This window comes from Denitrobacterium detoxificans (assembly GCF_015062615.1).
GTDB lineage: Bacteria > Actinomycetota > Coriobacteriia > Coriobacteriales > Eggerthellaceae > Denitrobacterium > Denitrobacterium detoxificans_A.
Map to the genome: position 1 here is coordinate 22,064 of NZ_SUUH01000007.1, position 25,468 is coordinate 47,531.

General features: G+C 60.1%; 18 protein-coding genes and 1 riboswitch. Of the genes, 11 read left to right on the plus strand and 7 right to left on the minus strand.

Features of this window, described 5'->3' with window-relative positions; genetic code table 11:
* The first annotated feature begins 28 nt into the window (after positions 1-28).
* Together E7002_RS08230 and E7002_RS08235 are read left to right on the plus strand one after the other, a co-directional pair.
* Complete coding sequence (locus tag E7002_RS08230; protein ID WP_303728412.1) at positions 29-1,513, plus strand: C39 family peptidase; 1,485 nt, start codon at positions 29-31, stop codon at positions 1,511-1,513.
* A 2-nt stretch (positions 1,514-1,515) separates the two neighbouring features.
* Positions 1,516-3,120, plus strand: a complete 1,605-nt coding sequence (locus E7002_RS08235; protein WP_303728413.1) for a TerB N-terminal domain-containing protein — start codon at positions 1,516-1,518, stop codon at positions 3,118-3,120.
* Positions 3,121-3,126: 6 nt separating this feature from the next.
* Here the strand turns inward: E7002_RS08235 and E7002_RS08240 are convergent, their stop codons facing one another.
* Positions 3,127-5,100: a tetratricopeptide repeat protein gene (locus tag E7002_RS08240; protein WP_303728414.1), complete on the minus strand. Its 1,974-nt coding sequence runs from the start codon at positions 5,098-5,100 to the stop codon at positions 3,127-3,129.
* A 243-nt stretch (positions 5,101-5,343) separates the two neighbouring features.
* Between E7002_RS08240 and E7002_RS08245 the strand changes: the two genes are divergently transcribed.
* Both E7002_RS08245 and E7002_RS08250 read left to right on the plus strand, forming a co-directional pair.
* Positions 5,344-6,690: an ATP-binding protein gene (locus E7002_RS08245; RefSeq protein ID WP_303728415.1), complete on the plus strand. Its 1,347-nt coding sequence runs from the start codon at positions 5,344-5,346 to the stop codon at positions 6,688-6,690.
* Position 6,691: 1 nt separating this feature from the next.
* Positions 6,692-9,073 carry a DEAD/DEAH box helicase gene (locus tag E7002_RS08250; protein ID WP_303728416.1) on the plus strand — a complete coding sequence of 794 codons (2,382 nt, stop codon included), beginning with the start codon at positions 6,692-6,694 and terminating at the stop codon, positions 9,071-9,073.
* 89 nt (positions 9,074-9,162) lie between these two features.
* Here E7002_RS08250 and E7002_RS08255 read toward each other — a convergent pair whose 3' ends face one another.
* Both E7002_RS08255 and E7002_RS08260 read right to left on the minus strand, forming a co-directional pair.
* Positions 9,163-10,017 carry a TIGR02452 family protein gene (locus E7002_RS08255; RefSeq protein ID WP_303728417.1) on the minus strand — a complete coding sequence of 285 codons (855 nt, stop codon included), beginning with the start codon at positions 10,015-10,017 and terminating at the stop codon, positions 9,163-9,165.
* Positions 10,018-10,094: 77 nt separating this feature from the next.
* Positions 10,095-12,470: a S8 family serine peptidase gene (locus E7002_RS08260; protein ID WP_303728418.1), complete on the minus strand. Its 2,376-nt coding sequence runs from the start codon at positions 12,468-12,470 to the stop codon at positions 10,095-10,097.
* 223 nt (positions 12,471-12,693) lie between these two features.
* A riboswitch (glycine riboswitch) is annotated at positions 12,694-12,784 on the plus strand.
* A 100-nt stretch (positions 12,785-12,884) separates the two neighbouring features.
* On the opposite strand from E7002_RS08260, the gene E7002_RS08265 reads away from it, so the two are divergent.
* Positions 12,885-14,321 (plus strand): sodium:alanine symporter family protein, encoded by a 1,437-nt coding sequence (locus E7002_RS08265; RefSeq protein WP_303728419.1) that lies wholly within the window; start codon positions 12,885-12,887, stop codon positions 14,319-14,321.
* Between the two features lie 107 nt (positions 14,322-14,428).
* On the opposite strand, the gene E7002_RS08270 is transcribed toward E7002_RS08265, so the two are convergent.
* Complete coding sequence (locus E7002_RS08270; protein ID WP_303728420.1) at positions 14,429-15,067, minus strand: lactate utilization protein; 639 nt, start codon at positions 15,065-15,067, stop codon at positions 14,429-14,431.
* A gap of 226 nt (positions 15,068-15,293) precedes the next feature.
* On the opposite strand from E7002_RS08270, the gene E7002_RS08275 reads away from it, so the two are divergent.
* Genes E7002_RS08275 through E7002_RS08295 form a run of 5 tightly spaced genes read left to right on the plus strand, consistent with a single transcriptional unit; the run spans position 15,294 to position 20,455 of the window.
* A complete protein-coding gene (locus E7002_RS08275) occupies positions 15,294-16,991 on the plus strand; it encodes an ABC transporter substrate-binding protein (RefSeq protein ID WP_303728421.1) in 1,698 nt (565 codons plus the stop codon).
* Entirely contained in the window at positions 16,991-17,983 is a 993-nt protein-coding gene (locus tag E7002_RS08280; RefSeq protein ID WP_303728422.1) for an ABC transporter permease, read from the plus strand. Before E7002_RS08275 ends, E7002_RS08280 begins: the two co-directional genes overlap by 1 nt.
* Entirely contained in the window at positions 17,976-18,854 is an 879-nt protein-coding gene (locus E7002_RS08285) for an ABC transporter permease (protein WP_303728423.1), read from the plus strand. The genes E7002_RS08280 and E7002_RS08285 overlap by 8 nt, the downstream gene beginning before the upstream one ends.
* Positions 18,855-18,858: 4 nt before the next feature.
* Entirely contained in the window at positions 18,859-19,833 is a 975-nt protein-coding gene (locus E7002_RS08290) for an ABC transporter ATP-binding protein (protein ID WP_303728425.1), read from the plus strand.
* Positions 19,823-20,455 carry an ABC transporter ATP-binding protein gene (locus E7002_RS08295; protein WP_303728426.1) on the plus strand — a complete coding sequence of 211 codons (633 nt, stop codon included), beginning with the start codon at positions 19,823-19,825 and terminating at the stop codon, positions 20,453-20,455. Before E7002_RS08290 ends, E7002_RS08295 begins: the two co-directional genes overlap by 11 nt.
* Here the strand turns inward: E7002_RS08295 and E7002_RS08300 are convergent.
* Complete coding sequence (locus E7002_RS08300; protein ID WP_303728427.1) at positions 20,452-21,825, minus strand: sodium-dependent transporter; 1,374 nt, start codon at positions 21,823-21,825, stop codon at positions 20,452-20,454. The two genes, E7002_RS08295 and E7002_RS08300, sit on opposite strands and share 4 nt — an antisense overlap.
* Before the next feature lie 180 nt (positions 21,826-22,005).
* On the opposite strand from E7002_RS08300, the gene E7002_RS08305 reads away from it, so the two are divergent.
* Positions 22,006-23,787 (plus strand): ABC transporter ATP-binding protein, encoded by a 1,782-nt coding sequence (locus E7002_RS08305; RefSeq protein WP_303728428.1) that lies wholly within the window; start codon positions 22,006-22,008, stop codon positions 23,785-23,787.
* A 4-nt stretch (positions 23,788-23,791) separates the two neighbouring features.
* Here the strand turns inward: E7002_RS08305 and E7002_RS08310 are convergent, their stop codons facing one another.
* Positions 23,792-25,075, minus strand: a complete 1,284-nt coding sequence (locus tag E7002_RS08310; protein ID WP_303728429.1) for a HipA domain-containing protein — start codon at positions 25,073-25,075, stop codon at positions 23,792-23,794.
* Positions 25,075-25,329: a helix-turn-helix domain-containing protein gene (locus E7002_RS08315; protein WP_303728430.1), complete on the minus strand. Its 255-nt coding sequence runs from the start codon at positions 25,327-25,329 to the stop codon at positions 25,075-25,077. The genes E7002_RS08310 and E7002_RS08315 overlap by 1 nt, the downstream gene beginning before the upstream one ends.
* Positions 25,330-25,468 lie beyond the last annotated feature (139 nt).

The following is a 25,468-nucleotide window of genomic DNA, read 5'->3' on the forward strand; positions in this document are numbered from 1 at the left end:
ACTTGCGAAATGGATTAAGGAGTGTATGGTGCCCGATTTCTCTTCGCATAGTCTTTCGCGTCGCAGGTTCGTTTCCCTGTGCGCTGGCGCGGCGGTTGCCGGGTCGGCTGCGCTTGCCCTGCCAGGCTGCGTGGCGAAGTCGGGGTCGAGCAGCAATAGCTCGCGTGCGTCCAAGAGCGCGAATCTCTCGCGCTACATCAGCCTTACGGTGTGGCGTGGCGCGAACAAGCTCGACCAGGGCACGTTCAGCGGCCTCACGCTCGATGCCGCGGGGCATGCCGTGCTCGATTCCTCGGCAGTGCTCGACGTGCGCACGCTTTCCGACGACTACGCGAAGAAGCCCGTCGACGTCGATTACGAAGTGGGCACGTGGATTTCCCCCGAATTGGAGCTTTCCTTCGGCGCGACCGAACTCATGGCCTCGTGGGGCGCTACCATCCCCGCGGGTTGCTGGCTCGAGATCGAGGTGCGTGGGCGTCGCAAGGATGGCACGCTCAGCGATTGGCTTGCGCTTGCTCGTTGGGGCGGCGCGGCCGAAGGCGAGGATGGCGCGCTGAGCAGCTATTCGGTTCAGCAGTCTTCCGAGGCCGGAAGCACGTCCGCCTGCGTGTTCGAGGCGGCGGAAGAGCGCCGGCTCTATAACGTGCAGATGCGCGCAACGCTCATGCGCCCCTTGGGCGAAGACGCCGCGCCCTCCCTGAATATGGCCAGCTTGGTGGCCACCCTGTTCGATGAGGATGCCGAGCTGTCCGAGTATGCGGGCGAAGGCGGCGTCGACCCCATCGACGTGCCCCAGTATTCCCAGGTGCGTTCAAGCGCGAGTGCGGCGGTGGAAGGCCCCGAGTATAGCGCCCCTGCTGCGTGCGCCATGCTTCTGGACTGGTGGAATGCCGGTCCGTCCGAGGACGAGCTTTCGGCCTTGGGGCTTGCGTCCGATCAGCGGGTTGCATGGGCTGCCGCCCATATGCTCGACGCTCAGACGCAGTCGTACGATACTTCCGCGTTCGCCACGTCGCTGTGTGCCTCGCGGGGCTTGGTGGCCTACGCTACCCGCCTTTCGGGTTTGGCTCAGCTGGAACAGGTACTCGAGCTGGGTGTGCCCGTTGCCGTTCAGCTGAACGTTACGTCGGGCAACGTACCCGACGCCGGCTACGAAGCGGCGGCGCACGCCATGGTTGTGTGCGGCATCGACGATGAGGGCAACGTTGTCGTGAACGACCCGGCGGGCGTTGCCCCCGCGCTTTCAACCGTTGCTGCCCAGCAGGTGGCTTCCGCTGCCGACCAGGACGTTGCCGCCAGCGAAGAAGCGGCGGTCGAGGATGGCACCGAGCAAGATGCAGGTGAGTCCGCGCCTTCGGGCGAAGCCGCCCGGGAAGCCGCGACCGCTTCGAATCAGGCGGGGGATGTGCGTCGCACGTATCCGCGCGCCGACTTCGAGAGCGCATGGCTCAACGATTCCGCAGGCGTGGCGTGGATTGTGCATTCCGCGGGCATCGCCGTGAACGTTGGGTAGCCATGGAACGGGGTTTCAATCCCTCGCAGCACGATCGCATACGCGCTTTGCGCGATGAGCTTTCCGCTCGGCTGGGGGAACGCTCGGCGTTTAGCGATACCGTCTATTCCGATCAGCCCATACTCATGACTGCGAACCAGCTTTCGCAGTTTGTTCCCAGCGAGGTGCGCCAGGTGCGCGAAATGGCGAAGGACCCCGCCTTTCGCAGGCTCACGGTTACGGAGCGCTTTGTGCGCGAGGCTGAAGTGCTCGCTGCGTGTTCCGACGAGTTTACGGGTAAGGCGGAATTTAGCCACTACTACCCAACGTACGACGATATGAACAACGACCAGCTTCGCACGTATCTTACGTGGCGCGCGCGGGTTCGTGCAGGAGATGTACAGCCGACGTCATTGTCGTATGCGTTCGTGTACCTCTACGAGCTCATTAACCAAGTGGGCGTGAATGATGCGCGCGCCGGCTTCGACCAGCTTGTCGCATTTGGCGATGAGTATCGTGCGCTTGACCCCGCCATTGGGCGCTATGTGGACGAATGGGCCGACGCATACGTTGTCTACTACGATTTGCCATCGAGCCTGCTGCGCAAGCTTCCGATGCGCTTGGAGGACGAGGCGCGGCTTACGGTGATGCAGTGGGAGGGCGCTTCCGATGACGAACTGTATGCGGCCCTTACGCGCTTCTCGGCGTATCGCGTGTCCGCGTCGGCGTTCGTTACCGAGCATGGGGACGATTATCGCAAGGTTGCGGTTTCGGTGTTTCGTGTGGTAGCTCAGCATCATACGAAGCTTTCGCGCACCTTGCCCGACCGCTTGTTCGGGAATCGCAAGCCCGTTATATACCAGCCGTTCAATCGCGCCATTTTCTCCGACCCGCTGAAGCGTGGGGACTATCGTTATCGCATTGGGCCCATCGACCATGTGTATTGCCGTGCGGGCGCGTGGACGCGCGTGCGCTATCCCGCTCCGCGCAAGGCGAAGACGTGGGTGGGCGATTTCCTGAAGACGGTGGATGCCATCATGCGCCAGGAGTATGGCGATACGCGCGAGCTGGCGGCACCCATGAGCACGAAGTACATCGTCGAGGCGATTCGCAGCAAAGCGCGCGAACTGCTTCGCGCTCGTCGCGAGGCGCAGGCGCGCGCGGTTCACATTGATCTGGGCAGGTTGGATGCCATCCGTGCGGCGGCGGATGTCACGCGGGACCGTCTGATCGTGGAGGAAGAGGAGCTTGATGCCCTCGATGTGCGTGCTGCGGGCGCTCGCGCGGCGGTGGAGCTGCAGGCGCAGAGCCCCGCAACCCAGGTTGCCGTCCATCCCGCGGAACCCATGCAAGAGCGTGCTTCCGGACAGGCTCCCGAGCCAGAGGATGCGGCGCAAGGCACGCTATATGGCCTTTCTTCCGACGAACAATCCTTCTTGCGCGTGCTCTTGGAAGGTGGCTCGGTGCGCGACTTCCAACGCGAGCATGGCGTCATGGCTTCGCTTCTGGCCGAATCGGTGAACGAGAAGCTCTTCGACGAGTTTGGGGACATCGTGGTGGATGCGGCGGCGGAACCGCCCGAGCTTATCGAGGATTACGTGGATGGCGTCCGGGAGCTGCTGGGCTAGCGCTGCCTAGTGCCCGCCGATGGCCAGGCGCTCTACGTGCCGATAGCTTGCCGCGTCGAGCATCATCTCGTTGTTCGTGCAGCTGATGAGGTCCACGACGCGCGCGATCTTTTCAACCCCGTTTACTTCCACTACCACGAGGCAGCCCTTGGTGGCGGGCAGGCCATCGCAGAGGTAATCGTATGTCTTGCCACCGCGCGTGAATTCCACGCGTGCGAAGGTGTGGCGCCGCGCGTTCCAGGCGCCCTTCCAGTCCACGCGGAAGCGATAGCTCTTGCAGGCAATGCGGGCGATAACGCGCCCTTCGTGCAGGAACTCGTAGCATGGCGCACCGTTCTTCTTGCCGCAGGGGCGCAGCGCGTCGGCATGGAAGTGGCTGCCCTCCCGAAGCTGCAGGAACCGTATGTCGCGGCCCTCCTCCTCGATGGTGGCGTGCAACTTGCAGTACCCATGGCAGGGGTGCGTGACCAGCACGAAGTGCGCTCGTTCCTCGTCGGCTTTCGGTATGCGCTTCGCGGTGAGCGCGATGCCCTTCTTGGTGCGCTCGATAACCACGCTCACCACGTATCCGTTTTCGAACGTTTGCAGGAGGTGGTCGGGATGGCGGCTCTTCAGGAATTTCGTGGGCGCCGCATCGGGAAACTCCATGCGCAGTTCGGCGAGCTCGTAGTCGATGTTCGCCGCCACGATAGCGTCGCCGTAGTGCGACCCGTTGCGTGCGCGCTCGCGCAATGCGCATGCCGCCTGGGTGATGAGCTCGTAGGCGTGGAAGCGGTCTTGCGCCACGTGCAAGCCGTCGCGGTAGGCGTTGCTCATGCGCAGGGCCGCGTCAGCGAAGTTGTTATCGGGGTTGCCCGCCGTGAAGTCTTCCATATTGCGCGAGAACGCCCAGGTAAGCAGGTTGTATGCGGCAAGGTGGTTTTCGGGAACGCCCTTGCCGTTCATGTACATGTCGGCTAGCTTGTATGCCGATTCGCGCACCATGCCGAAGAAGCCGATGCAGTAGTAGCGAAATGCCAGGTCGTATTGGGGCACGCCGTCGTTGCAGCGACCGTAGTAGAACAGGTAGCCCAGCGTATTGGCGAAGAAGCGCTTCTTCTCGTCGGAGACGTCCTTGCGGTCCATGAGTTCGAGAAGCAGGTCGCGCGCCGTAACCCAGTCGCATTCGTACGCGGGGCTGCCTCCGTAGCATGAGTAGGCCTTGCGCTCCATGGCTCCGGCATGGCCCTCCATACAGAGCTCTTCCAGGATGCGGCGGTATTCTTCGTGATGCAGCTTGTCCATGCTGGCTAGCTGCGCATCGGTGAGGCCCATGACGTATGCGGTGCGCGCGGCGCGCGACCACAGGTAGGGCTTTACGCGGTCACCCTTTCCGCTGCGGAAGTTGTGGCAGTCGGAAAGGATGCGGTCGTAGTCCAGGAATGAGGTGTCGTTGTCAGCGATCTCTCCCGTGGTTACCGCGTAGACGATGTCGTCGTAGCACGTGCGCAGCAAGTAGAGCATGTCCGCCTCGGAATGGGGCGGCAGTTCGCCCTTGCGCTCTAGGGCGCGTTCGTGCTCGCGTTCCGAAATGAAGACGATGGCATCGCGTAGCTGGCTTTTCTTGGCATAAGGATCGACCCATCGAGCGAAGCTGGCGGCGTCGAGCGCGCAGTCGCGCATGTTGAAGAGCGCGCGCATGGCATCATCGAGGGTTACGTAGCAGGGCTCGCTAACCTTGTATCCAGCAAGCGGATTGCTGCCGGGAGCGATGTCCTCAAGGGGTATTTCGAAGCGGTAGTACGCACGGAGGCTCTTCGTGGTTACGCTGAGTGGCTTCACGTACGCGATCTCGTCGATTGCGAAGAGCTTTGGGGCGTCGGGTCTGCCATTTTCGTTGTAGAGCAGGACTTTTACGGTTCGCTTGTCGGGAAAACCGCGCACGACGCCATGACGCCCGCCAGGCGTGGACACCGCGTCTCCAATGCGGATCTTCCTCATATGCCAAACCCCTTTTGGCCCCCATTACTACATGCGTTGTATCAATTATATCTTTTGCCGTGGGGGCAATGCAAAGCCCCCACATGCGGTGGGCTGGGCGTGGGCTTTACGCTACAGCTGGGTGGCAACGCGCAACGGGGCCATTAGCGTTGCGCGTAGGCGAAGCATGGTGTTCTTTCGCACGCGAATGTTCCATGGTATGATGCAGAAAACTAGAACACTTGTTCGGAAGGAACGCTCGGCATGAAGAAGGCGCCCAAGCGCATTGCCAATACCATCATCAACGCGCTGAAGGGCGGCGTAGTGCCGCGCGTGGGCCTGCCGTACATTGCCGTGGGCCGCGATGCCGAAATCGACGCCCTTTTGCATGACGTCGAAATCATTCAAGATGGCGGTGCTACGTTCCGCTTCGTTGTGGGCAAGTACGGCAGCGGCAAGAGCTTCCTGCTGCAGACCATTCGCTCCTACGCCATGGACCGCAATTTCGTAGTCATCGACGCCGACCTTTCCCCGGAACGCCGCTTGCATGGTGGTCAGGGGCAGGGGCTGGCCACGTACAAGGAGCTCATCCGCAACATGTCCACGAAGACGCGTCCCGAAGGCGGCGCGCTCACGCTCATTCTCGACCGTTGGATTTCGGGCGTGCAAAGCGCCGTGGCCGCGGAATCGTCCCAGGCTGTGGGCTCGCCCGAATTTGCCGCCGCGGTGGAAGCGCGCATTCACGAAACGGTGGGCGCCCTTTCCGAAATGGTTCACGGGTTCGATTTCGCGCAATTGCTCGTTATGTACTATCGCTCGTACGTGGAAGATAACGACGAAATGAAGGCTCGCGTGGTGAAGTGGTTCCGCGGCGAATACGCCAACAAGACGGAAGCGCGTCGCGAACTGGGCGTGGGCATTTGCATTACCGACGACGATTGGTACGAGTACGTGAAGCTCTTCGCCTGCTTTCTGAAGCAGGCGGGGTATGCAGGCATGCTCGTGCTCATCGACGAGCTGGTGAACATCTACAAGATTCCCAACGCCATATCGCGTCAGTACAACTACGAGAAGATTCTCACCATGTATAACGACACGTTGCAGGGCAAGGCTCGCTACCTGGGCATCATCATGGGTGGTACGCCCCAGGCGGTGGAAGATCGTCGTCGTGGCGTATATAGTTACGAAGCCTTGCGAAGCCGTTTGGCGGAAGGCCGCTTTGCCGGCGCCCAGTACAAGGACATGCTTGCTCCCGTCATCCAGCTCGTGCCGCTTTCGTACGAAGAGCTGCTTGTGCTGGCGGGGCGCCTGCAAGACATTCATGCGGGCCTGTTTGGCTACGAGCCCACCCTTTCCGACGAAGACTTGGCCTTGTTCATAAAGACGGAATTCGAGCGCGTGGGCGCCCATACGCACATCACCCCGCGCGAGGTCATTCGCGATTTCATCGAGCTGCTCGACATCTTGCACCAGAATCCGGGCATGACGCTGCAGGGGCTCATGGAATCCGATGCATTTGCCGCTCCCACGACGGTTGCGCCCGCGTCCCCTGCTGCTGGGGTGGCCGCTGGCGAACGCACGGCGTCCGATTTCGCGGAGTTTAGCTTGTAGCATGGACGCATTCTCTCGATATGCCCCGTTCATTCAGGATTTCATCTATCGCAATGGATGGGATTCTCTGCGTGGCGTTCAGGTGGCTGCCGCCGATGCCATCTTCAATACCGATCAGAATGTGCTGCTGGCGGCGTCTACGGCGTCGGGCAAGACCGAGGCCGCCTTCTTTCCCATGCTCACGTTGCTTCAGGAGCAGCCGTCCTCGTCGGTTGGCATTATCTATATCGCTCCGCTGAAGGCGCTCATCAACGATCAATTCGGTCGCCTGAATGAGCTATGCGAAGAAGCGGGCATTCCCGTATGGCGCTGGCATGGCGATGTGTCTAGTTCGCGCAAGGCGAAGCTGCTGAAGCATCCCGGCGGCGTGCTGCAAATCACGCCTGAATCGCTGGAGTCCCTGCTACTGCATAAGCACAACGCCATTCCCCATCTGTTTGGCGATCTGCGCTTCGTGGTCATCGACGAAATCCATTCGCTCATGCGCGGCGATCGAGGTGGACAGACCATGTGCCTGGTGGAGCGCCTGGCACGTACGGCCGGCGTGCAGCCGCGTCGCATTGGCCTTTCGGCCACCGTGGGCGATCTGCAGCAGGCGGGTCGGTTCCTGGCCGCGGGTTCGGGTCGCAGTACGGTGGTTCCGCGCATTAGCGACCAGGGGCAACGCTGGCGGCTTTCCATGGAGCATTTCTACACGAGCGACCGCCAGGCGGTCGACGACGATGTGGTGGGTCCCGACATTTCCATGGCCCCTGCATTCGACCTGGAACTGCCATCGGGTGACCAGGCTCACCTCGCTGTTTCCAGTGCTCCCGCTGCTCAGGCTGCGGGCTATGTGTTCGAGGCTCCTTCCGACGTTGCCCCGGCTGCGGCAGATCCGGGCGTTGGCTACGTGTTCGAGCATACGCGCGGGCGCAAATGCCTGGTCTTCGCGAATTCTCGCGAGGAAGCCGAAGCGGTCACTACTACGCTGCGCTCGTATTGCGAGGCTCAAGGCGAGCCCGACCGATTCCTCATCCACCATGGCAACCTGTCTACGTCGTATCGGGAAACGGCAGAAGATGCCATGCGCGACGAGAGCCTGCAGCTCACCACCGTTACCACCGCCACGCTCGAGCTGGGTATCGATATCGGCCGGCTGGAACGTGCCTTTCAGATCGACGCCCCGTTTACCGTGTCGGCGTTCTTGCAGCGCATGGGCCGTACGGGCCGCCGGGGGCAGCCTAGCGAAATGTGGTTCGTTATGCGCGAAGACCGCCCCGAGCCTCGTGCGCTGCTGGGTGAAACCATTCCTTGGAAGTTGCTGCAGGGCATTGCCCTCGTTCAGCTGTATTTGGAAGAGCGCTGGGTGGAGCCTCCGCGTCCCCATGCCCTGCCCTTCAGCCTGCTCTACCATCAAACGCTTTCCACGCTTGCTTCGGGTGGGGAAATGACGCCCGCCGAACTGGCGGGTCGCGTGCTTACGCTCTCGCCGTTTCGCAACGTTTCCGCCGAAGACTATCGCATCTTGCTACGTCATTTGGTGGAAACCGACCAGGTGCAAGTCACCGAACTGGGCGGCCTTATCGTGGGGTTGGCGGGCGAGCGCGTGGTGAACAACTTCCGCTTCTATGGCGTGTTCCAGGAAAGCGAGGAATACACCGTGCGCAGCGAGTCGCAAGAGCTGGGTACCATCGTGCAGCCGCCGCCCATGGGCGAAAAGATTGCCATTGCGGGGCGCACGTGGTTGGTGGAAGAAGTCGACCATCATCGTCACCTGGTGTATTGCACGCTCGTGAAAGGGCAGGTTCCCGCGTACTTTGGGGAATGCCCGGGCGATATCCACACGCGCATCCTGGAGCGCATGCGCCAGGTGCTCCAGGAAGATGCCATGTATCCCTACGTTATGGGGAATGCCCAGGCGCGCTTGCGTCAAGCGCGCGCCACGGCTCATGCCGCTGGCATGCTCGAGCATCCGCTTGTGAATCTAGGCGGAAACATGTGGGGGCTCTTCCCCTGGCTGGGTAGCTATGCGTTTCTGGCGCTCGAACGCTTTCTGAAGCGCATTTGCGCCGATGAGCTGCATTTGAAGGGCCTCGATTCCTCGCGTCCTTATTTTCTGCAGTTCCGCATGGACGCTTCGGAAGAGGAATTCTGGCAGGTGTTGGCGCGTCATGTAAGTGCGGGCTTTTCGCCTATGGACCTGCTGTATAGCGGGGAAGTGCCGGTATTTGAAAAGTACGACACGTACGTGCCCGACGAGCTCATTCGCAAGGGCTTTGCCTATGGCGTGCTCGACGTACAGGGCATGGTTGCGCGCGTGTGCGAATGGACGGGCGCTGTGCCGCATTCCACGTTTGGCTTGCCGGGTTGGACGGGGCAGCTGCCCCAGGGGTCCGAATAATCGCTTCTTGCCGTCCCATGCGCGTGGGGCGATATACAAAAAGCGGCCTCCTTCATGGAGACCGCTTTGCTGTTTGGTTGCGCACCGAGCTAGCGGAGGGTAATACCTTCGGGCAGGTCGATGGTGCGCCAGTCTTCCGTGTCGCGTTCCTCTTCCTCCGTGGCGGCGTGCGGCTCTTCTTCTGCGGGTTGAGGTGCCCCGAATGCCGCCTCGAACGCTTCGATGGCCGTGCGCGGCACGGCGAAGACGACTTCCTTGAACGTGCCAGGGTGCGCATCGATCCAGGCGCGATACGTCTGCGCCACGAATGCGGGGTCGTTGCCGAATGCGCCGCAGCCGAATGCGCCGCATACGAGGGTCTCGATGCCCTGTGCAACGGCTATGCGCAACTGCGCTTCGATGCGATTGGCCAAGTTGGCATCGCATTCGCGCTCCGAACGGTGGTTTTCCAGGGCGCGCGTGCGGTTGGGCGCCGCAATGGCCACGACTGAGGCCTTCTTCATGACGCCATTGCGCACGAACATCACGTCGGGCAGGAACAGCGCGCGATCGGTGAAGAGCATGCTGCATTCGTAGCCGCGATTGCCGTCGAAGAACGTCTTCTTACACCCCTGCAGAATGGGGTAGAGGTTGCTATCGGCGCAAAGCGCTTGCTCGGGGCCGAAGGCGCCGTCTTCGTAGTTGCCGCCCGGACGCGTGAATGAGCATGCGTCGATAACGCCCGTCTTGCTCTGCGAGTCGAATACGACTGTTGCGGGGAAGGCGCTGCTTACGCGCGTCGCAGTGGCTTCGAATGCGGGCTCGGGCAATTCGAGCTCGCGTCCTTCGCCGTCTTCGTACACCACGGCGTTGGCGATGCTTTTCTTCGTCTCGCTGCCGAAGACCGTCTTCACGAATGCTATGTGCTTGGCTGCTTCTTGCTGGCGTTGTTCTCTGGTGGGCATAGCAACCTCGTTTCTTCCCAGGTCAAACGTGTTTTACGGGCATTATATCACTCGATTTCGATGGCGAAGGATATAGGCTATGCGCCGTACCAGCAAATTCCCTCGTCATGCCAGCCAATGCTTGCCAGGTATGAATGCTCGCTCAGCGATGAAGTGTAGTTGTGCGCGCCGGAACGGGCGTTTGGATTGTATTCGCGGTAAATGGCAACGGTCTCGAGGGTGCTCGACCGCCATCCTATGCCTTCGTAGATCCATCCTAGGCGTTTTAGCCAGTCGCGTTCCTTTGCTGAAATCGTGTAATGGTGGTCTCCGCCGTTGGGATTGTATAGGCGGTATACGTCATCTCCCTCGAGAGGAGCGGTCCATCCAATTCCCTCATAGCGCCATCCCAGGCTTTTCAAATGATCTCGCTCCTGTTCGACGGCCGTGTAGAAATGCTCTCCTGAATTTGGATTGTACAAGCGGAACATGGGCTGGGTTGTAGTGGAGGGAGGGTCGACGCTCGGCGGCAGTGGCTCTTCTGCTGTATGCGGGGCGGGGTCTTCGACGCTGATCACGGTTGCGAGCGTGTTTCCCGTTGTGGTGCTTGTGGCGAAAACGATTGCATCACCAGCAGCTAGGGCGCGTATTTCTCCGTCGTCGCTTACGGAGACTACGTTTGGAGCGGTGCTCGACCACGTGTACGCGCCGCTCTCGTTGGGGGCAAGCGCCGAAAGATGTGCACTGTCGCCGGTCGCGAGCATCGAGGGCCCGTCAATGAAGCTGAATGCGTTCCGCACGACGCCGTTTGCATCAACGTTTCCGAATCCCGTATATGCGTCGTACCCAATGGTAACGGGGTCGGTGTTGCGCTCGCTGGGCGCGATATCGTTGGCGCTGGAATAGAGTACGCTTTTAAGTTGGTTAACGTTCAGGCTTGGGTTAACGGAAAGCGCAAGGGCCGCTACGCCGGAAACGCATGGCGCGGCCATAGACGTTCCGTTCAGGCGACGATAGCGGTTGCCCGGTGTGGTGCTTAGCACGTCGTCGCCCAACGCGGAGAGTTGTTTGTTCACGGTGCCCGCCATGTTGTAGTTTGAGTAACTGGCTCGGGAAAGCGAAAGCGATAGGCCAAGCGTGTCGTATGGCCCCTCGTCGTCTTCTTGGACACCCGTGACGGCGCAGTCTATGACGCCTATGGCACTTGGTGCAAAGTCACTGGGAAAATCTGAATAGGCGCCTCCCATGACATCTGCGTCATTGCCCGCGGAAATGACCGTTAGGATGTTTGCCTTGCTTGCCCGCTCGATTGCGTCAAGCAAGGCTTTGTCATCGGCATCGGTTGTCTCGGTGGTGGATCCAAGGCTCAGATTCACTACGCGGATGTTGTCTTCGCTTGCGCGCGTGAGAACGTATTCGTAGCCAGCTAGGATATCGAGCGAATCGGCAAGGACGGAGCCGTTGATGCTTTTGAATACCCTTACGGGCACGAGCTTCGCATCGAACGATATGCCCACGATGCCAACGCCGTTATTCGTGCCAGCTGCGGCGATGCCGCAAACGTGCGTGCCGTGATAGTCGATGTCGCTGAAATCGGAGCGTGCGGGTTTTGCTCGTTCAACGGCGTCGTAGAAGTCGATGACGTTTTCGGCCAGGTCTTCGTGGGCGATGTCGCATCCCGTGTCGAGCACGGCAATGGCGGGACGCGCGTCGCTGGCGTTCCATTTCGTGGGATTGCCGTTTTCGTCATGCGTGTATTCATATGCTTCGCGTGCGTGTTCGGTGAGCAGGAGCATCTGGTTGTTAGCTTGCGGGTCGTTCACGAACGCGTAGTATTCGTTCGTGTCGTAGGAGTTGCCGCCCTCCGCGATGGTGGGCAGGTTGCTTGGCTCTCCTTCGATCAGGCTTTCGGGGGTTGCGTTATCCGCCAGGTGGTACACGTAGTTTGGCTGCGCGTGCGCAACGCTCTGCGTGCTATTGAGCGCGTCAATTGCCTCGGGAACCGAGACGCCATTGGAAAGCGGTAGTGCCGCCCAGCCTCCAATGGCTGCGTCAAGCGCTTCCGAAAGGCTTGACGTATCGAACAATCCAAGGTCGGAGAGGCCGTCCAAGAGGTCTTCGATATCCGTTTCCTCAATGCGCACGAGTACGGTTTGCGTTTGATGCTCTTGCGCGATGCCATCTTCGGTCGTGGTCTCGTACGTGGTATGCGCCGAGGGCTCCGTTTCGTTTGCCGCGTTGGGTTCGTCACTTGCGGTGAGTTGCTCGGCGGGTTTGTCCTCCAGGTTGGAAAGCTGTGGTTCGCCCTCAGCCCGTTCCGATAATGCGCTTTCGGAAATGAGCGCCATGGGCGTGGGGTCGGGGAGCGCGACGGGCGTGCTGGAGCCTATCGCGAAATGCGCGATGGCCGTGCCGCCAACGAATACGGCCAGCACGAAGCTTGCGGCAGTGATGCGATTGCGCCAGCGCTTCATGCGACCTCCTAATAACACCACGGGAGTAACATATTACGCGATTCAAATGGAGGCAGCAAACGCAGGGGTTCTTCTGTTCAAGAACCGTTTACCTGCGATTTTGCCTGGTATTGTCAGGCTTTCCTTATTTTCTAAAAATCTCGTTGTACTTTAGCGTGCGATAGTCTATAGTGACCTCACCATCTTTCCGGTGAAGCCTTTGGAATCGCACGAAACCGAAGGTCGAGGAAACTCTGGAGAATCTCTTTATGAGTGCCGAAGGTGCAAGGCTGGAAACGGCTCAATCTCTCAGGCAAACGGACAGAGCGTACACAAAGATGGCGGTTACGGGGTGAACTCTAACCGCTTCTTCGGTGCACATAAGGACCTTCTCGGTGGCGCAAGGTGTCGCGAAAGAAAGAAGGTTCATCTCTTATGGAAGCCGTGCTGCTCCCAATCGTGGAAACGATTAATTCGTATCTCTCGAATTACATCCTGATCATCATGCTCATTGGCGCGGGCTTGTTCTTCACCGTGAAAACTCACGCCGTGCAGTTCCGCTGCTTTGGCGAGGGTTGGCGTCGCGTGTTCGGTGGCTTTAGCTTGCGTGGCGGTAAGGCCAAGAGCGGCATCAGCTCGTTCCAGGCGTTGGCTACTGCCGTTGCCGCCCAGGTAGGCACGGGCAACATCGTGGGCGCATGTGGCGCCATCCTCATCGGTGGCCCGGGCGCTATCTTCTGGATGTGGATCATCGCCCTGCTGGGCATGGCCACCAACTACGCCGAAGCCGTGCTTGCCCAGAAGACCCGTCGCGTCGACGAAGACGGTACCGTGCATGGCGGCCCTGCGTACTACATCACCACGGCGTTCAAGGGCAATGGTGGCAAGATCCTGGCTGGCTTCTTCGCCGTGGCCATCATCCTGGCGCTTGGCTTCATGGGCTCCATGGTACAGTCGAACTCCATCGCCAGCACCATGAGCACGGCATTCGCCATCCCCACCTGGGCCGTTGGCGTTGTCATCGTGATCGTTGCCGGCGTTATCCTCATTGGTGGCCTTTCGCGCATCGCCTCCGTCACGGAAAAGCTCGTGCCCATCATGGCCGTGCTCTACCTGCTGGGCGGCCTGGTCGTGCTCATCATGAATGCGGGCAACATCATCCCCGCCTTCCAGCTTATCTTCGAATGCGCGTTCAACCCGCAGGCGAGCATGGGTGGCGTGACGTTCGGCATCATCGCTGCGCTTTCGCAGGGCGCCAAGCGCGGCCTGTTCAGCAATGAGGCTGGCATGGGCTCCACGCCTCATGCGCATGCCATGGCAAACGTGAGCGATCCCCACGAACAGGGTGTCGTTGCCATGATCGGCGTATTCGTTGACACGATCATCGTGGTTAGCATGACGGCCCTGGTTGTTATCAGCACGCTGTACGTGGGCGATGGCGCGCTGGCTCAGGCATTCGCCTCCGCCGCCGCTGGCAGCGATCCGGCCGACGTTGCTGCGTTGGTGGGCCTCGATAAGACGAACATGGCCCAGGCTGCGTTCAGCTCGTTCTTCGGCTCCGGCTTCGGCAATGCGTTCGTGGCCATCTGCCTGCTGTTCTTCGCGTTCTCCACGATTCTGTCTTGGAATCTGTTTGCTCGCCTGAACGTGGAATACCTGTTCGGCAAGAAGGGCGTCATCCCGTTCTTCGTTATCGCCCTCGTGTTCATCTTCATGGGTTCCATCCTCTCGAACGACCTGGTGTGGGAGCTGGCCGACATGTTTAACCAGCTGATGGTTATCCCCAACGTCATCGCGCTCATCGCGCTTTCCGGTGCCGTTAGCGCATGCGCCCTTGCCCACAGCAAGAAGAAGGACGCCAACCAGGATTAATCGCCATCATTGCGTGCGTTTCTAGCCTGAAAGTCAAGCGGCCCGCTCAATCGAGCGGGCCGCTTTCGTTATGCCTTGTAACCGAGTTCCGGCGTGTGCGCTGGCCGCTAGTAGCCCAGTTCCTCACCTACGAGCACCACGGTAATGCGATGGGGCTCGCGACTGTGGCGCGTGATGACCTCTTGGCAGCAGATGGTGTTTGCGCCATGGCAATCGCCGCAGGCGCCCGTTGCCGCACACGGCGTGGGAATGTTCAGGCGTACGCAGTTCGGGGGCGTAGCCTGATCGTGGATGCGCTGCAGCGCGGAAGGCACGTCACGCGTCATCTTGTTCATACTGGCGACCACGATAACGTGTGCGGGACCCGCCACCAAGAAGCACAGACGTGTCCCCATGCCGTCGATGTTCACCAGTTCGCCGTCGCGTGTGAACGCGTTGGTGCTCATGAGGAAGTAGTCGGCCATCATCTGCTTGCTGAGCATGATGCGCGGGTCTTCGCCGGGGCCCTTGTCCGAGCGGTCGATAATGTTGTAGTTTCCTTCGCGAACGGCGTCGAGAATGCCCGCCTCTTCGATGGACATCGAGCCGCCCCACGTGACGGACGAGCCGCTGGGCATGAGCTCTAGAACGGCGTTTTTCGCTTCGGCGGCGGTGTCGCAGTAGAGCGCGTCGATGCCGCGTCGGGCGAATTTCTTAACGAGGGTTTGCGAGAGGTTTCGATAGTACGAACGCTTGTGGTCGTCCATGGGTTTCCTTCCGTTGGAATGTCTGCTCGCCCATGCTAGCACGGGGCCGTATGGGGAATGCAAGTGCTACCCAGAGGTTATTTTTCCCCGAGGAGCGTGCTCTTTTTCGTACGTTGCCGAAAGAGAGACGAATTTGGTCAAAATGTCTATTGACGGTATGCGAACAGCGTGAATAATACGTGTTACGGATTAGTGTTATGTAACACGTACACACAAGGGAGTGGATATGGGGAACGGCAGTGCGTTTATTTCCAGAAGGGGTTTTCTGAAGGGGGCCGCTGCGGCCAGCGCCCTTGCAGCCATGGGTGGAGCGACGGGAATCCTTGCGGGTTGCAGCCGCGAGGAGGCGCCGGTTTCTTCGGAGTCGCTTCCCGATACTCTTACCATTTACGTGGGGTCCGAGCCCGAAGATGGCTTCGATCCGCTTACGGGGTGGGGCTATAACGGCTCGTACATCCTGTTCCAGTCGCGTCTGCTGAAATTCGATACCGATATGCAGCTTAACCCCGATCTCGCCACGGGGTGGAGCGTTTCCAGCGACGGCCTGGAATATACGTTCACGCTGCGCGAGAACGCCCGTTTTTCCGATGGCAGCGACCTTACTGCTGGTGATGTAGCCTTCTCGTACCTAACGGCGCGCGATAACGGAGCTTCCACGATCGACCTTTCGAAGGTTGCCGAGGTTAACGTTGAGGACGACTATACGGTCGTGTTCCGCTTAAGCGAGCCGTATTCTAGCTTCCCTCAGGTTACGGCGAAGCTGGGTATCGTTCCCGAGAGACTCTATAACGAGCAGACGTATCGTAGCGATCCCATCGGCAGTGGTCCCTTCAAGCTCGATCAGTGGGATGCGGGCCAGCAGATCATCATCTCGCCGAACGAGTTTTACTACGGTACGATTTCGCCGTTCCGCCGCATTACGCTGCTGTTCTTGGATGGCGAGACCTCGCTCGCGCATGCGCAGTCGGGCGAGCTCGACGTTGCCATGGTGCAACCCGAATACGCCACCAGCTCGGTAAACGGCATGACGCTTCGCACGTTCGATACCATGGACACGCGCGGCTTCAATTTGCCCACGGCTGCGGAATCTCAGAAGGATGGTAAGACGGTTGGCAACAACGTCACGTGCGACAAGGCCATTCGAAAGGCGCTGAACATTGGCGTCGATCGCTCGGCTATCGTGGAGGGTGCCCTTAACGGCATTGGCACGCCTACCACGGCGCTCATCACGGGTGTCCCCTGGGCCAACAGTGCGTGCAGCTACAAGGATGGCCGCCTTGACGAGGCGAAGAAGCTTCTGGATGATGCGGGCTGGAAGGAAGGGTCCGACGGCATCCGGGAAAAGGATGGTGTGCGCGCCGAGTTCTCCATTACGGGTCGTACCGACGACATGCAGCGTTACAACATCGCCGAGGCATTTGCCCAGCAGGCGCAGAAGCTCGGCATCAAGATTAACGCAACGTCTGCGCTTTGGTCGGATTGCAAGGCCCAGTCTGAAAACGTACCTACGTGCTGGGGTACGGGCGATTGGGATCCCTCGGGTGACCTGGTTGGATACTACAGCTCCACGGGCTCCTACAACCATGCCCAGTATGCTAACTCTGCTGTGGATCAGCATATTCATAGCGCGCTTGCCACGACAGACGATGCCGTCGCGCTAAGCGAATGGCAGAAGGTGCAGTGGGATGGAACCACTGGCCCCGAAGGCGAAAACGGCGACATGCCCTTCATCTGGCTCGTCTCCATCGACCATACCTACTTCGTGCGTAATGGGTTGTACTTGGGCGAGCAGCCCGTGCATCCCCACGGTCACGGTTGGCCCATTGTGGGCAACTTGGAAGAGTGGATGTGGGAAGAGCAGCGCCTGGAAGAGGAAGAGGCCGAGTCTGGCTCCTCTTCGGATGATGCTGGCAAGGAGAAGTAGTGTCCCCAAGAGCGAAGTTCGTCGCTGGGAATACCGTAAGGCTCATGACACTGCTGCTCGCGGTGAGCGTCGTGAGCTTTGCCTTGGCCAATGCCGCTCCCATCGACCCCGTGGAGGCCTATGCGGGCTCCGAGAATCATTTGTCCCAAGAACAGCTCGACGCCATAGCGGCGCACTGGGGGTTCAACGACCCTCCCGTTGAACGGTACTTGCGCTGGATCGGCGGCGTGCTCACGGGTGACTGGGGCGTTTCCGTAATCTATCAGCGCCCCGTTCTTGACGTGTTGGCCGAGCGTTCCCTTACATCGCTGGCGCTTATGGGCACGGCCTGGGTCTTTTCTGGCGTGCTGGGGTTCGCCCTGGGCATGGTGTGCGGCATGCGCCGCGATGGCGCGCTTGACCGCCTGGTAAAGGGATTCTGCCTCACCATGGCGGCGGCTCCCACGTTCTGGCTTGCCCTGCTGGCCCTTGTGGTCTTCTCGGTGAAGCTGGGCTGGTTCCCCATGGGTCTCGCGAGCTCGGCGGGCGTGTTGGCCCAGGACGTTACCATCGGCGATCGTCTTTGGCATCTGTTCTTGCCGGCGCTCGTGCTTTCCGTTACGGGCATTGCGTCCATCACCCTGCAGACGCGCGAAAAGGCCATCGAGGCGTGCGAGAGCGACTATGCCCTGTTCGCGCGTGCGCGTGGTGAGTCTCGTACCCAGTTTGCGCGCCGTCATGTGCTGCGCAACATCGCGCTGCCGGCCATTACGCTGCAATGCGCGTCCATTTCCGAGATTTTCGGTGGGTCCATTCTTGCCGAGCAGGTATTTTCCTACCCCGGACTGGGCAATGCCGCTGTCGAGGCGGCGCTTGCGGGCGATGTGCCGCTGCTGTTGGGCGTGGCGCTGGTGGCCGCCCTGTTCGTGTTCTTCGGCAACTTGTTGGCGAACGTGCTCTACGGCGTGGTAGATCCGCGCATCAGGCGGGGAAGCGAGGCCATCGATGGCTAGCGAATGCGCTATCTCTCGACCTACCGCTCCCGTTATCGTGCGTGCTCGTACGCGGGGCAACCGTCGTAGGCGCGCCATTGCGCTTGCGTGCGTTCTGGGCTGCATCCTGCTGGGCGTCTTGGTCGCAGGCCTTGCCATGCCCGATGCGGCGTATGCGCCCGATTACGCGCAGAAGTCCCTGCTGCCTAGCATGGAGCATTGGTTTGGCACCGATTATCTGGGGCGCGATATGTTCTGCCGCACCATTCGCGGTTTGGCCATTTCCATTCTCATTGGCATTGCCGCCTCGGTTGTTTCCGGTGGCATTGGCTTGGTGCTGGGCTCGCTTTCCGCCATTTATGGCGGCGTAATCGATCGTACGGTGCTGTGGCTCTGCGACCTGTTCATGGCGGTGCCTCACCTGGTGCTCCTCATTCTCATCTCGTTTGCCCTGGGCGGCGGGGCATGGGGCGTCATCGTAGCTGTGGCCATTTCGCACTGGCCATCGCTTACGCGTCTCATTCGCGCCGAGGTGCTGCGCATTCGCACGTCCGACTACGTGCATGCTTCGCGTGCAATGGGCAAGAGCGGTACGTGGATTGCCGTGCATCATGTGTTCCCCAGCGTTATGCCCCAGTTCATCGTGGGCACCATCTTGCTGTTCCCCCATGCGATTCTGCATGAGAGCGCGCTGACGTTTCTGGGCTTTGGCCTTCCGCTCGATTCGCCCGCCATTGGCGCGGTGCTTTCCGAGTCGATGAAGTACATCGTTACGGGTGCGTGGTGGCTTGCGTTTTTCCCTGGCCTCATGATGGTTCTCATCGTGCTGCTCGTGTACGCCCTGGGTGACGACGTGAAGCGCCTTATCGACCCGCATACGGCGCAAGGATAGGACCATGATGAAGGGGACAGCTGAAGCTCGCATGGGGTGTTTGGAATCGCAGTGGGACGAAAACGCCCCCATGCTGGAAGTGCGCGACCTGAGCATTCGCTTTGAACGGTATGGGCGCGGGTTGCATCGCACGTCGTTGCAGACGATCAGCGATTTGTCGCTTACGGCCCATGCGGGGCAGATCGTGGCCGTGGTTGGTTCCTCAGGTTCGGGGAAGAGCTTGCTCGCGCACGCCATTCTTGGCCTGCTCCCGGAAAACGCCACGGTTGCCGGCACGCTCCGCTATCGAGGCGTGGATATGACGCCTGAAGTGCAGGAACAGCTACGTGGCACGCATATCGCCTTTGTCCCCCAGTCGGTCGAGTGCCTTGATCCGCTTATGCGCGCGGGCGCTCAGGTACGGGGTACGCGTGGAACGCGGGAAGGCCAGCGCGCGCTGTTCAAGCGTTATCGCTTGCCCGAACGGGCCGAGCGAATGTACCCCTTCGAGCTTTCGGGAGGCATGTCCCGTCGCGTGCTGCTTTCAACGGCGCTTATCGAGGACGCCGAGATCGTGATAGCCGATGAGCCTACGCCGGGCCTTACGCATGACATGGCCGTGCAGGCCATGTCGGAGTTCCGAGCCTTGGCCGATAGCGGAAAAGCCGTGGTGGTCATCACGCACGACTTGGATCTTGCTTACGACGTGGCCGACAGCGTGGTGGTCTTTTATGCGGGCTCTACGTTGGAAGTGGCGCCGGCGGCTGATTTTCGCGAGCATTCCGAAGCGCTTCGCCATCCGTATAGCAAGGCGTTGTGGCGTGCCCTTCCGCAGAACGGATTCACGCCCGTGCCTGGTACGCAGCCGTATGCGGGTAACTTGCCCGCGGGCTGTTTGTATGCGGATCGATGCCCCCAGGCCACGTCGGAATGCTTGCGGGGCGCCGTTCCCTTGCGTCCCCTGCGTGGCGGGGAAGTGAGGTGCCATCATGCTTCTTAGTGCGCATGACGTTTCGTTCGCCTACCATGCGAGCGAGCCCATCCTAAGCCATGTCGATTTTCAGATTGCCGAAGGCGAGAAGGTTGCCCTCTTTGGCCCTAGCGGTTGCGGGAAGAGCACGCTTGCCCGCGTGCTATGTGGCTTGCTCAAGCCCGACAGTGGTCGTGTGACGTGGGATAACGCGGATGCATTGCCGAACGAGGCGCGTCTCTTGCCCTCGACTGGGTTTCTGCCCGTGCAGATGGTCCACCAGCATCCGGAACGGGCGGTGAACCCGCGCTGGCGCCTGGGCAAGACGCTGCTCGAGTCGTGGGATCCCCCTGCGGAGCTGCGCAAGCGTTTCGGAATCGAGCCTGCGTGGGAAGGGCGTTTCCCCAACGAGCTTTCCGGTGGCGAGCTGCAACGTTTCTGCGTGATGCGCGCGCTTGCGCCTCAGACGCGCATTCTCGTCTGCGACGAGATCACCACGATGCTCGATGTGGTTACGCAGGCGCAGATATGGGAGGCCATCATGGATTTGGCCGAAGAGCGCGGCATGGGCGTGCTGGTTATTACGCACAACGCGTACCTAGCCGAGCGCCTGTGCGATCGCGTGGTTGCCTTCGAAGGCGCGGCTTCCTAGCCGATGCCGCCCAAAATGGAGCCGGCGATAAGCACGAAGAGCGTCACGAAGCAGTAGACGTATTTCCCCAGCTGGAAGAACAGGGGCGAGAGGAGCTTTTTCCTGCCCTTGTTCATCTGGCTCTTTACGAAGTCGCCGCCCAGCAGCCAGAAGAACATGATGCCTGCCATGGCGGCGCCGATGGGGCACAGGTAGACCGAGCAGACGTCCATCCAGGGCGAGACGATCTGCTGGATGGCCAGGCTCACGACGAGGCCCAAGATGCCAATGATGAGGCACGCTGCCGTACGCTTCAGGTTGAAGCGTTCTTGCAGCGTGGCAATGGGTGCCTCGTAGAGGTTGATGAGCGAGCTGAGGCCGCCGAAGAGGACGGCCACGAAGAACACCACCATTACCACGTTGCCCATGGGCATGCTGGCGAAGAGCGTGGGCAGGTAGATGAACAGCAGGCCCGGGCCGCCCGAAGAGAGCGTCTGTCCCGCCGATGCCATGGCCGGAATGATTACGAGGGAGGCCAGGATGGCCGCCAGGGTGTCGAAGATGGCGACGTACTTGGCGCTGTTGGGGATGTCCTCCTTGTCGCTGAGGTACGAACCATAGATGAGCGTGCCGCTGCCCGCCACCGAAAGGCTGAAGAATGCCTGTCCCAGTGCAAATACCCATACCATGGGGTCGGCCAAGCCAGCGGGGTCGAGCGTGAAGAGGTACGCATAGCCCGCCGAAGAGCCGGGCTGCGCTGCAGCGTAGATGGCCAGCACCACGAAGAGCAGGAAGAACAGGGGCATCATGACCTTGTTGGCCGATTCGATGCCGCGTCCAATGCCGAAGGACACGATGCCAAACGCAATGACGAGCGCCGCGACTTGCCACGGGGTGTTGTCGGTTGCCACGCCTTCGAAGAGGCCGGCAAAATCCTGCGCGCTTTGCATGCTCGCCATGCCGCCCGTAATGGATTGCACGGCGTAGAACAGGATCCAGCCCACCACAACGGTGTATCCAATGGCCATGGCCAGCGACGAGATGACGGGGAACAGCCCCAGCGCGCGGCCGTACTTTTCGCGCGCGGCTCCGAAGCGCTCGCGGATGGCGAAGCCGAATGCCCCTGCCGGCCCGCTATGCGTGGCGCGGCCGAAGGCCATTTCCCCCATGACGCCCGTGGAGGCAATCAGCACGACGAAGATGAGGTACGGCACGAGGAACGTTCCGCCGCCGTAGGCGGAAACGCGCGTGGGGAACAGCCAGATGTTACCCATGCCCACAGCCGAGCCAATGCATGCCAGGATGAAGCCCCAACGCGAGCGGAAGCTGTCGCGCTTCGCGGGGGATTCGTTGTGCGTTAACCCTTCGGTTACAGGTGCTTGCTTGGCCATAGATGTCCTTCGTCGCGTATACAGTGGTTAGCAGACTATCACAAGCTTCGCCTCCGTTTGCTGCTCGGGCTTCCAATTGGGGAAATGTGAGCATGCGGTGGTTGGGCTTCGTGGGGCTTTTGGTTCGTGCGGTACACTGTGTGGCCTTGCATGGTGTTTGGGGTTTGAAAGGCGGTCACCATGGCTCGTTCGCAGTCGGTTACCAGGAGAACGCTTCATTACTATTGGCTCGCCACGCGCAAGCATATGGGATTTTTCCTTACGCTTGTGCTGGCTACTATTGGCTTCCACGCCTTGCTTTCCTATGGCAATCCCTTCGTGATGAGCCTTATCGTCGACCGCGTAAGCGCTGGCGCCGTTGCGGCGGAGGACTTGGTTTCCGTGTTTGGCCCCTACGTGCTGGCCCTCATTGCCATAAACCTGGTGGGTCAGGCTTGCAGCAAGCTGCAGGACTATGCGCTGTGGAAGCTCGAGATTGCCGTGAGCTACGACTTGGCCACCGTGTGCTTCGACGCGCTCTGTCATCAGAGCATGTCGTTCCATTCCAATCGGTTTGGCGGAACGCTCGTGTCTCAGACTACCAAGTTCATGAACGCATATAACCAGCTCCTTGAAGCGCTCATGTTCCCCTTCATGCCCGTCATTATTTCCATCGTCATGACGTGCGTCATCCTGATTCCGCGCGTCCCCCTGTATGTGGCGATTCTCATGGTGCTGCTCGTGGCGTACGCGCTCATTTCGTACTACATGTACAAGCGCATTCTTCATTTGAACGCCGAGGCCGCTGGTGCGCAGAACCAGCTTTCGGGCGAGCTTTCCGATTCGGTGGCGAACATCCTGGCTGTGAAGACGTACGGGCGTGAGGAGTACGAGCGCGGCCTGTTCGATCGCTACAACAGGGAAGTGGTGGCGCGCGATAGCAAGCGCATGCATTCGTCGCTGATGCGCGGCATCATCACGGCGGCCATTACGGTGGTCATCATGAGCGTGGTTACCGTGTTCATCGCCGGCGGAAACGCCTGGTTTGGCATTTCCGCTGGTACGCTCGTCATGATGTTCACCTATACGAATACGGTGACGAACCAGTTCAACTTCATCAATACGGGTCTGCAGCGCCTGAACCGCGCATTGGGCGACGCAAGCGGCATGACGGCGGTGCTCGACGAGCCTCGCCTGGTAGACGACGTGCCCAATGCCCAACCGCTCGTGGTTACGGAAGGGGCTATCGACTTCGAGGGCATCGACTTCTTCTACGAGGACGGCGGCGTGCGCACGCAGGTGTTCGATCAGTTCGAGCTGCATATCAAGCCTGGCGAGCGCGTTGGTTTGGTGGGTGTGAGCGGCGCGGGCAAGACCACGCTCACGAAACTGCTGCTGCGTCTTTCCGACATCCAGGAGGGTCGTATTCTGGTGGACGGGCAGAACGTGGCATGCACGACGCAGCAGAGTCTACGCAGGCAGATTGCCTACGTGCCCCAGGAATCGCTGTTGTTCCACCGCAGCGTGGCAGAAAACATTGCCTATGGGCGCCCCGATGCCACCACCGAGGAGATTCGCGAGGCGGCGCGTCGCGCCAATGCGCTCGAATTCATCGAAAAGCTGCCCCAGGGCTTCGATACCGTTACGGGCGAGCGTGGCGTGAAGCTTTCCGGCGGCCAACGTCAGCGCATTGCCATCGCGCGTGCCATCCTGGCCGATTGCCCTATTTTGGTGCTCGACGAAGCCACGAGCGCGCTCGATAGCGAAAGCGAGGCGGCGGTGCAGGATGCCCTGGAAACCCTTATGGCAGGGCGCACCGCCATCGTGGTGGCGCATCGCCTTTCCACGGTGGCCAGTCTCGACCGCATTGTCGTGCTGGAAAGCGGCCGCATTGTGGAAGACGGCCCGCACGACCAGCTCATTGCGGCGAACGGCCAATACGCCAACCTGTGGAACCGCCAGACGGGCGCGTTTTTGGAATAAGTTCCTACCTGCCTAAATATCGTTTCAAGACGGCTAGCCTGGGCTTGGAGTTTTCAACGATGCGTGCAAGCATGCGCTGCGTCGCTTCGCTTTCTCCTTCGGTTGCAGGCGTTTCGAATCCCCTTATGATCTCCTCTATGGCTTTGTCGAATGCACCCAGATTCACGTCGGCATTGAGCGCGATGGACATGATGTCCCGCTCGTCGATGTCGTCCATGGCGCGATGCGCCCCGAAATCGAAGGGCATTTGCGTCGAGTAACCGCTGAGCGGGATGCACGTGACGTCGTACATCGGTGCCAGTCGCCTCTTTTTCCACTCCCGATCGTATAGCAGCGAGCTGTTCTTCAGGTGCGCATCTGCATTGCCCACTGCGTAATTGAATGCCAGTCGTTTCGCGAATTCGATTGCGTCTTCAACGGGTTGCTCGACCGTGTCCCTTAGGAGGTCGGAAGCATGCACGATGTAATCCGCATCAACGCCTTCGGGCTGGTATTTGTATATGGGCGGAAGCCCAAGTGCCTGGCAGAGGTCCTCCTGGTGGAGTCGCAGTAGACGACCTTCTTCGATCCATTCTCTGTCGTATCGCCTCACGGCGATGGCGCCGGGGATGTCGGGGAGAAGACTTACCTCGGCCGTTTCTATTCCGCACGACGTTGAAAGAATAGAGCAGGCCAACTCGTTCAGGGCGAGCTCTTCTTCGCCGCTGCGCGAGATCTTGACGATGTGAGTTGATGGTGCCGTGCCTTTCGGGACGAGCCAATCGTCCGTTTCCGCTTCGTTGGGGTTGATGCCCTCGGGCAGGTACCATGCGACTTTTGACTGTGCGCCAGCAAGTGACAGGCGCGTTTCGCTCGCTACGGTGGTGGCGAAACGTATGGGGTCTTCCGAGGCTTCGGAGATGGCGTGCTCGGTGACGGGTTGATAGTCGGGTGCGTAATCGCTTGCGTCCGCTGTCTCGGCAATGAACGTGAGCGCCCCGATGCTTTCGCAGCCGAGCTTTTCGAGCAACGTGAGGTAATCGTTTCTCGCAACTTGGTATGCGCTTGCGAGGTTGGCGAGGACCTCTCCTTCGGGCAGTAGCCCCTGGAAGAAAGGCGCTATCTCGATGTCTTCGTAGGGTTTGCCGGAGAGGGGGAGGCGCTCGGAAATGCCGATCTCTCCTCTTTCGCGTGCCTTCGTAGCGTATGATGCGTCGTATTCAAAACGCGAGTGCGCGCTTCGTTCGAAAGCGATGCATCCGACTAGCTCTTTCCCGTCTTCCTTGTCTCGATACACGGCAAGCTTCATTACTCGCCCCTTACTTTCGCAAAGAGGTCAATGCCAATTTCCTTGCACACGCGGATGACCTGCTTTATGTTTCCTCCGGCTTCGCCGCGTTCGAGCTCGCTGATGAAGCGCACGGAGCAGTGGCATGCGGCAGCTAGCTCTCCCTGCGTGAGTCCTATTGACTTGCGGCGTTTCCTGATAATCTCGCCAAGGTCTTGCGCGTCGCGGAGCTTTCCATCGACGTTTCGTGGCTTTGGAGGCAGAACAAAATCCATCGCGGGTCCCTTTGTCTCATCTTCGAGCAGGCTGGTCGGCAATATCCCATTTGGGATAATTATAGCAGGATGGAGTATTTTATTCCCATTTGGGAAAAATACCATCAGCCTATAATAATTTTCCCAAATGGGAAAATGT

Coding starts and splice junctions, on each gene's coding strand:
- E7002_RS08235 (WP_303728413.1), top strand. CDS start 1,516: ATGGAACGGGGTTTCAATCCCTCGCAGCACGATCGCATACGCGCTTTG.
- E7002_RS08240 (WP_303728414.1), bottom strand. CDS start 5,100: ATGAGGAAGATCCGCATTGGAGACGCGGTGTCCACGCCTGGCGGGCGT.
- E7002_RS08245 (WP_303728415.1), top strand. CDS start 5,344: ATGAAGAAGGCGCCCAAGCGCATTGCCAATACCATCATCAACGCGCTG.
- E7002_RS08250 (WP_303728416.1), top strand. CDS start 6,692: ATGGACGCATTCTCTCGATATGCCCCGTTCATTCAGGATTTCATCTAT.
- E7002_RS08255 (WP_303728417.1), bottom strand. CDS start 10,017: ATGCCCACCAGAGAACAACGCCAGCAAGAAGCAGCCAAGCACATAGCA.
- E7002_RS08260 (WP_303728418.1), bottom strand. CDS start 12,470: ATGAAGCGCTGGCGCAATCGCATCACTGCCGCAAGCTTCGTGCTGGCC.
- E7002_RS08265 (WP_303728419.1), top strand. CDS start 12,885: ATGGAAGCCGTGCTGCTCCCAATCGTGGAAACGATTAATTCGTATCTC.
- E7002_RS08270 (WP_303728420.1), bottom strand. CDS start 15,067: ATGGACGACCACAAGCGTTCGTACTATCGAAACCTCTCGCAAACCCTC.
- E7002_RS08275 (WP_303728421.1), top strand. CDS start 15,294: ATGGGGAACGGCAGTGCGTTTATTTCCAGAAGGGGTTTTCTGAAGGGG.
- E7002_RS08285 (WP_303728423.1), top strand. CDS start 17,976: ATGGCTAGCGAATGCGCTATCTCTCGACCTACCGCTCCCGTTATCGTG.
- E7002_RS08290 (WP_303728425.1), top strand. CDS start 18,859: ATGATGAAGGGGACAGCTGAAGCTCGCATGGGGTGTTTGGAATCGCAG.
- E7002_RS08295 (WP_303728426.1), top strand. CDS start 19,823: ATGCTTCTTAGTGCGCATGACGTTTCGTTCGCCTACCATGCGAGCGAG.
- E7002_RS08300 (WP_303728427.1), bottom strand. CDS start 21,825: ATGGCCAAGCAAGCACCTGTAACCGAAGGGTTAACGCACAACGAATCC.
- E7002_RS08305 (WP_303728428.1), top strand. CDS start 22,006: ATGGCTCGTTCGCAGTCGGTTACCAGGAGAACGCTTCATTACTATTGG.
- E7002_RS08310 (WP_303728429.1), bottom strand. CDS start 25,075: ATGAAGCTTGCCGTGTATCGAGACAAGGAAGACGGGAAAGAGCTAGTC.
- E7002_RS08315 (WP_303728430.1), bottom strand. CDS start 25,329: ATGGATTTTGTTCTGCCTCCAAAGCCACGAAACGTCGATGGAAAGCTC.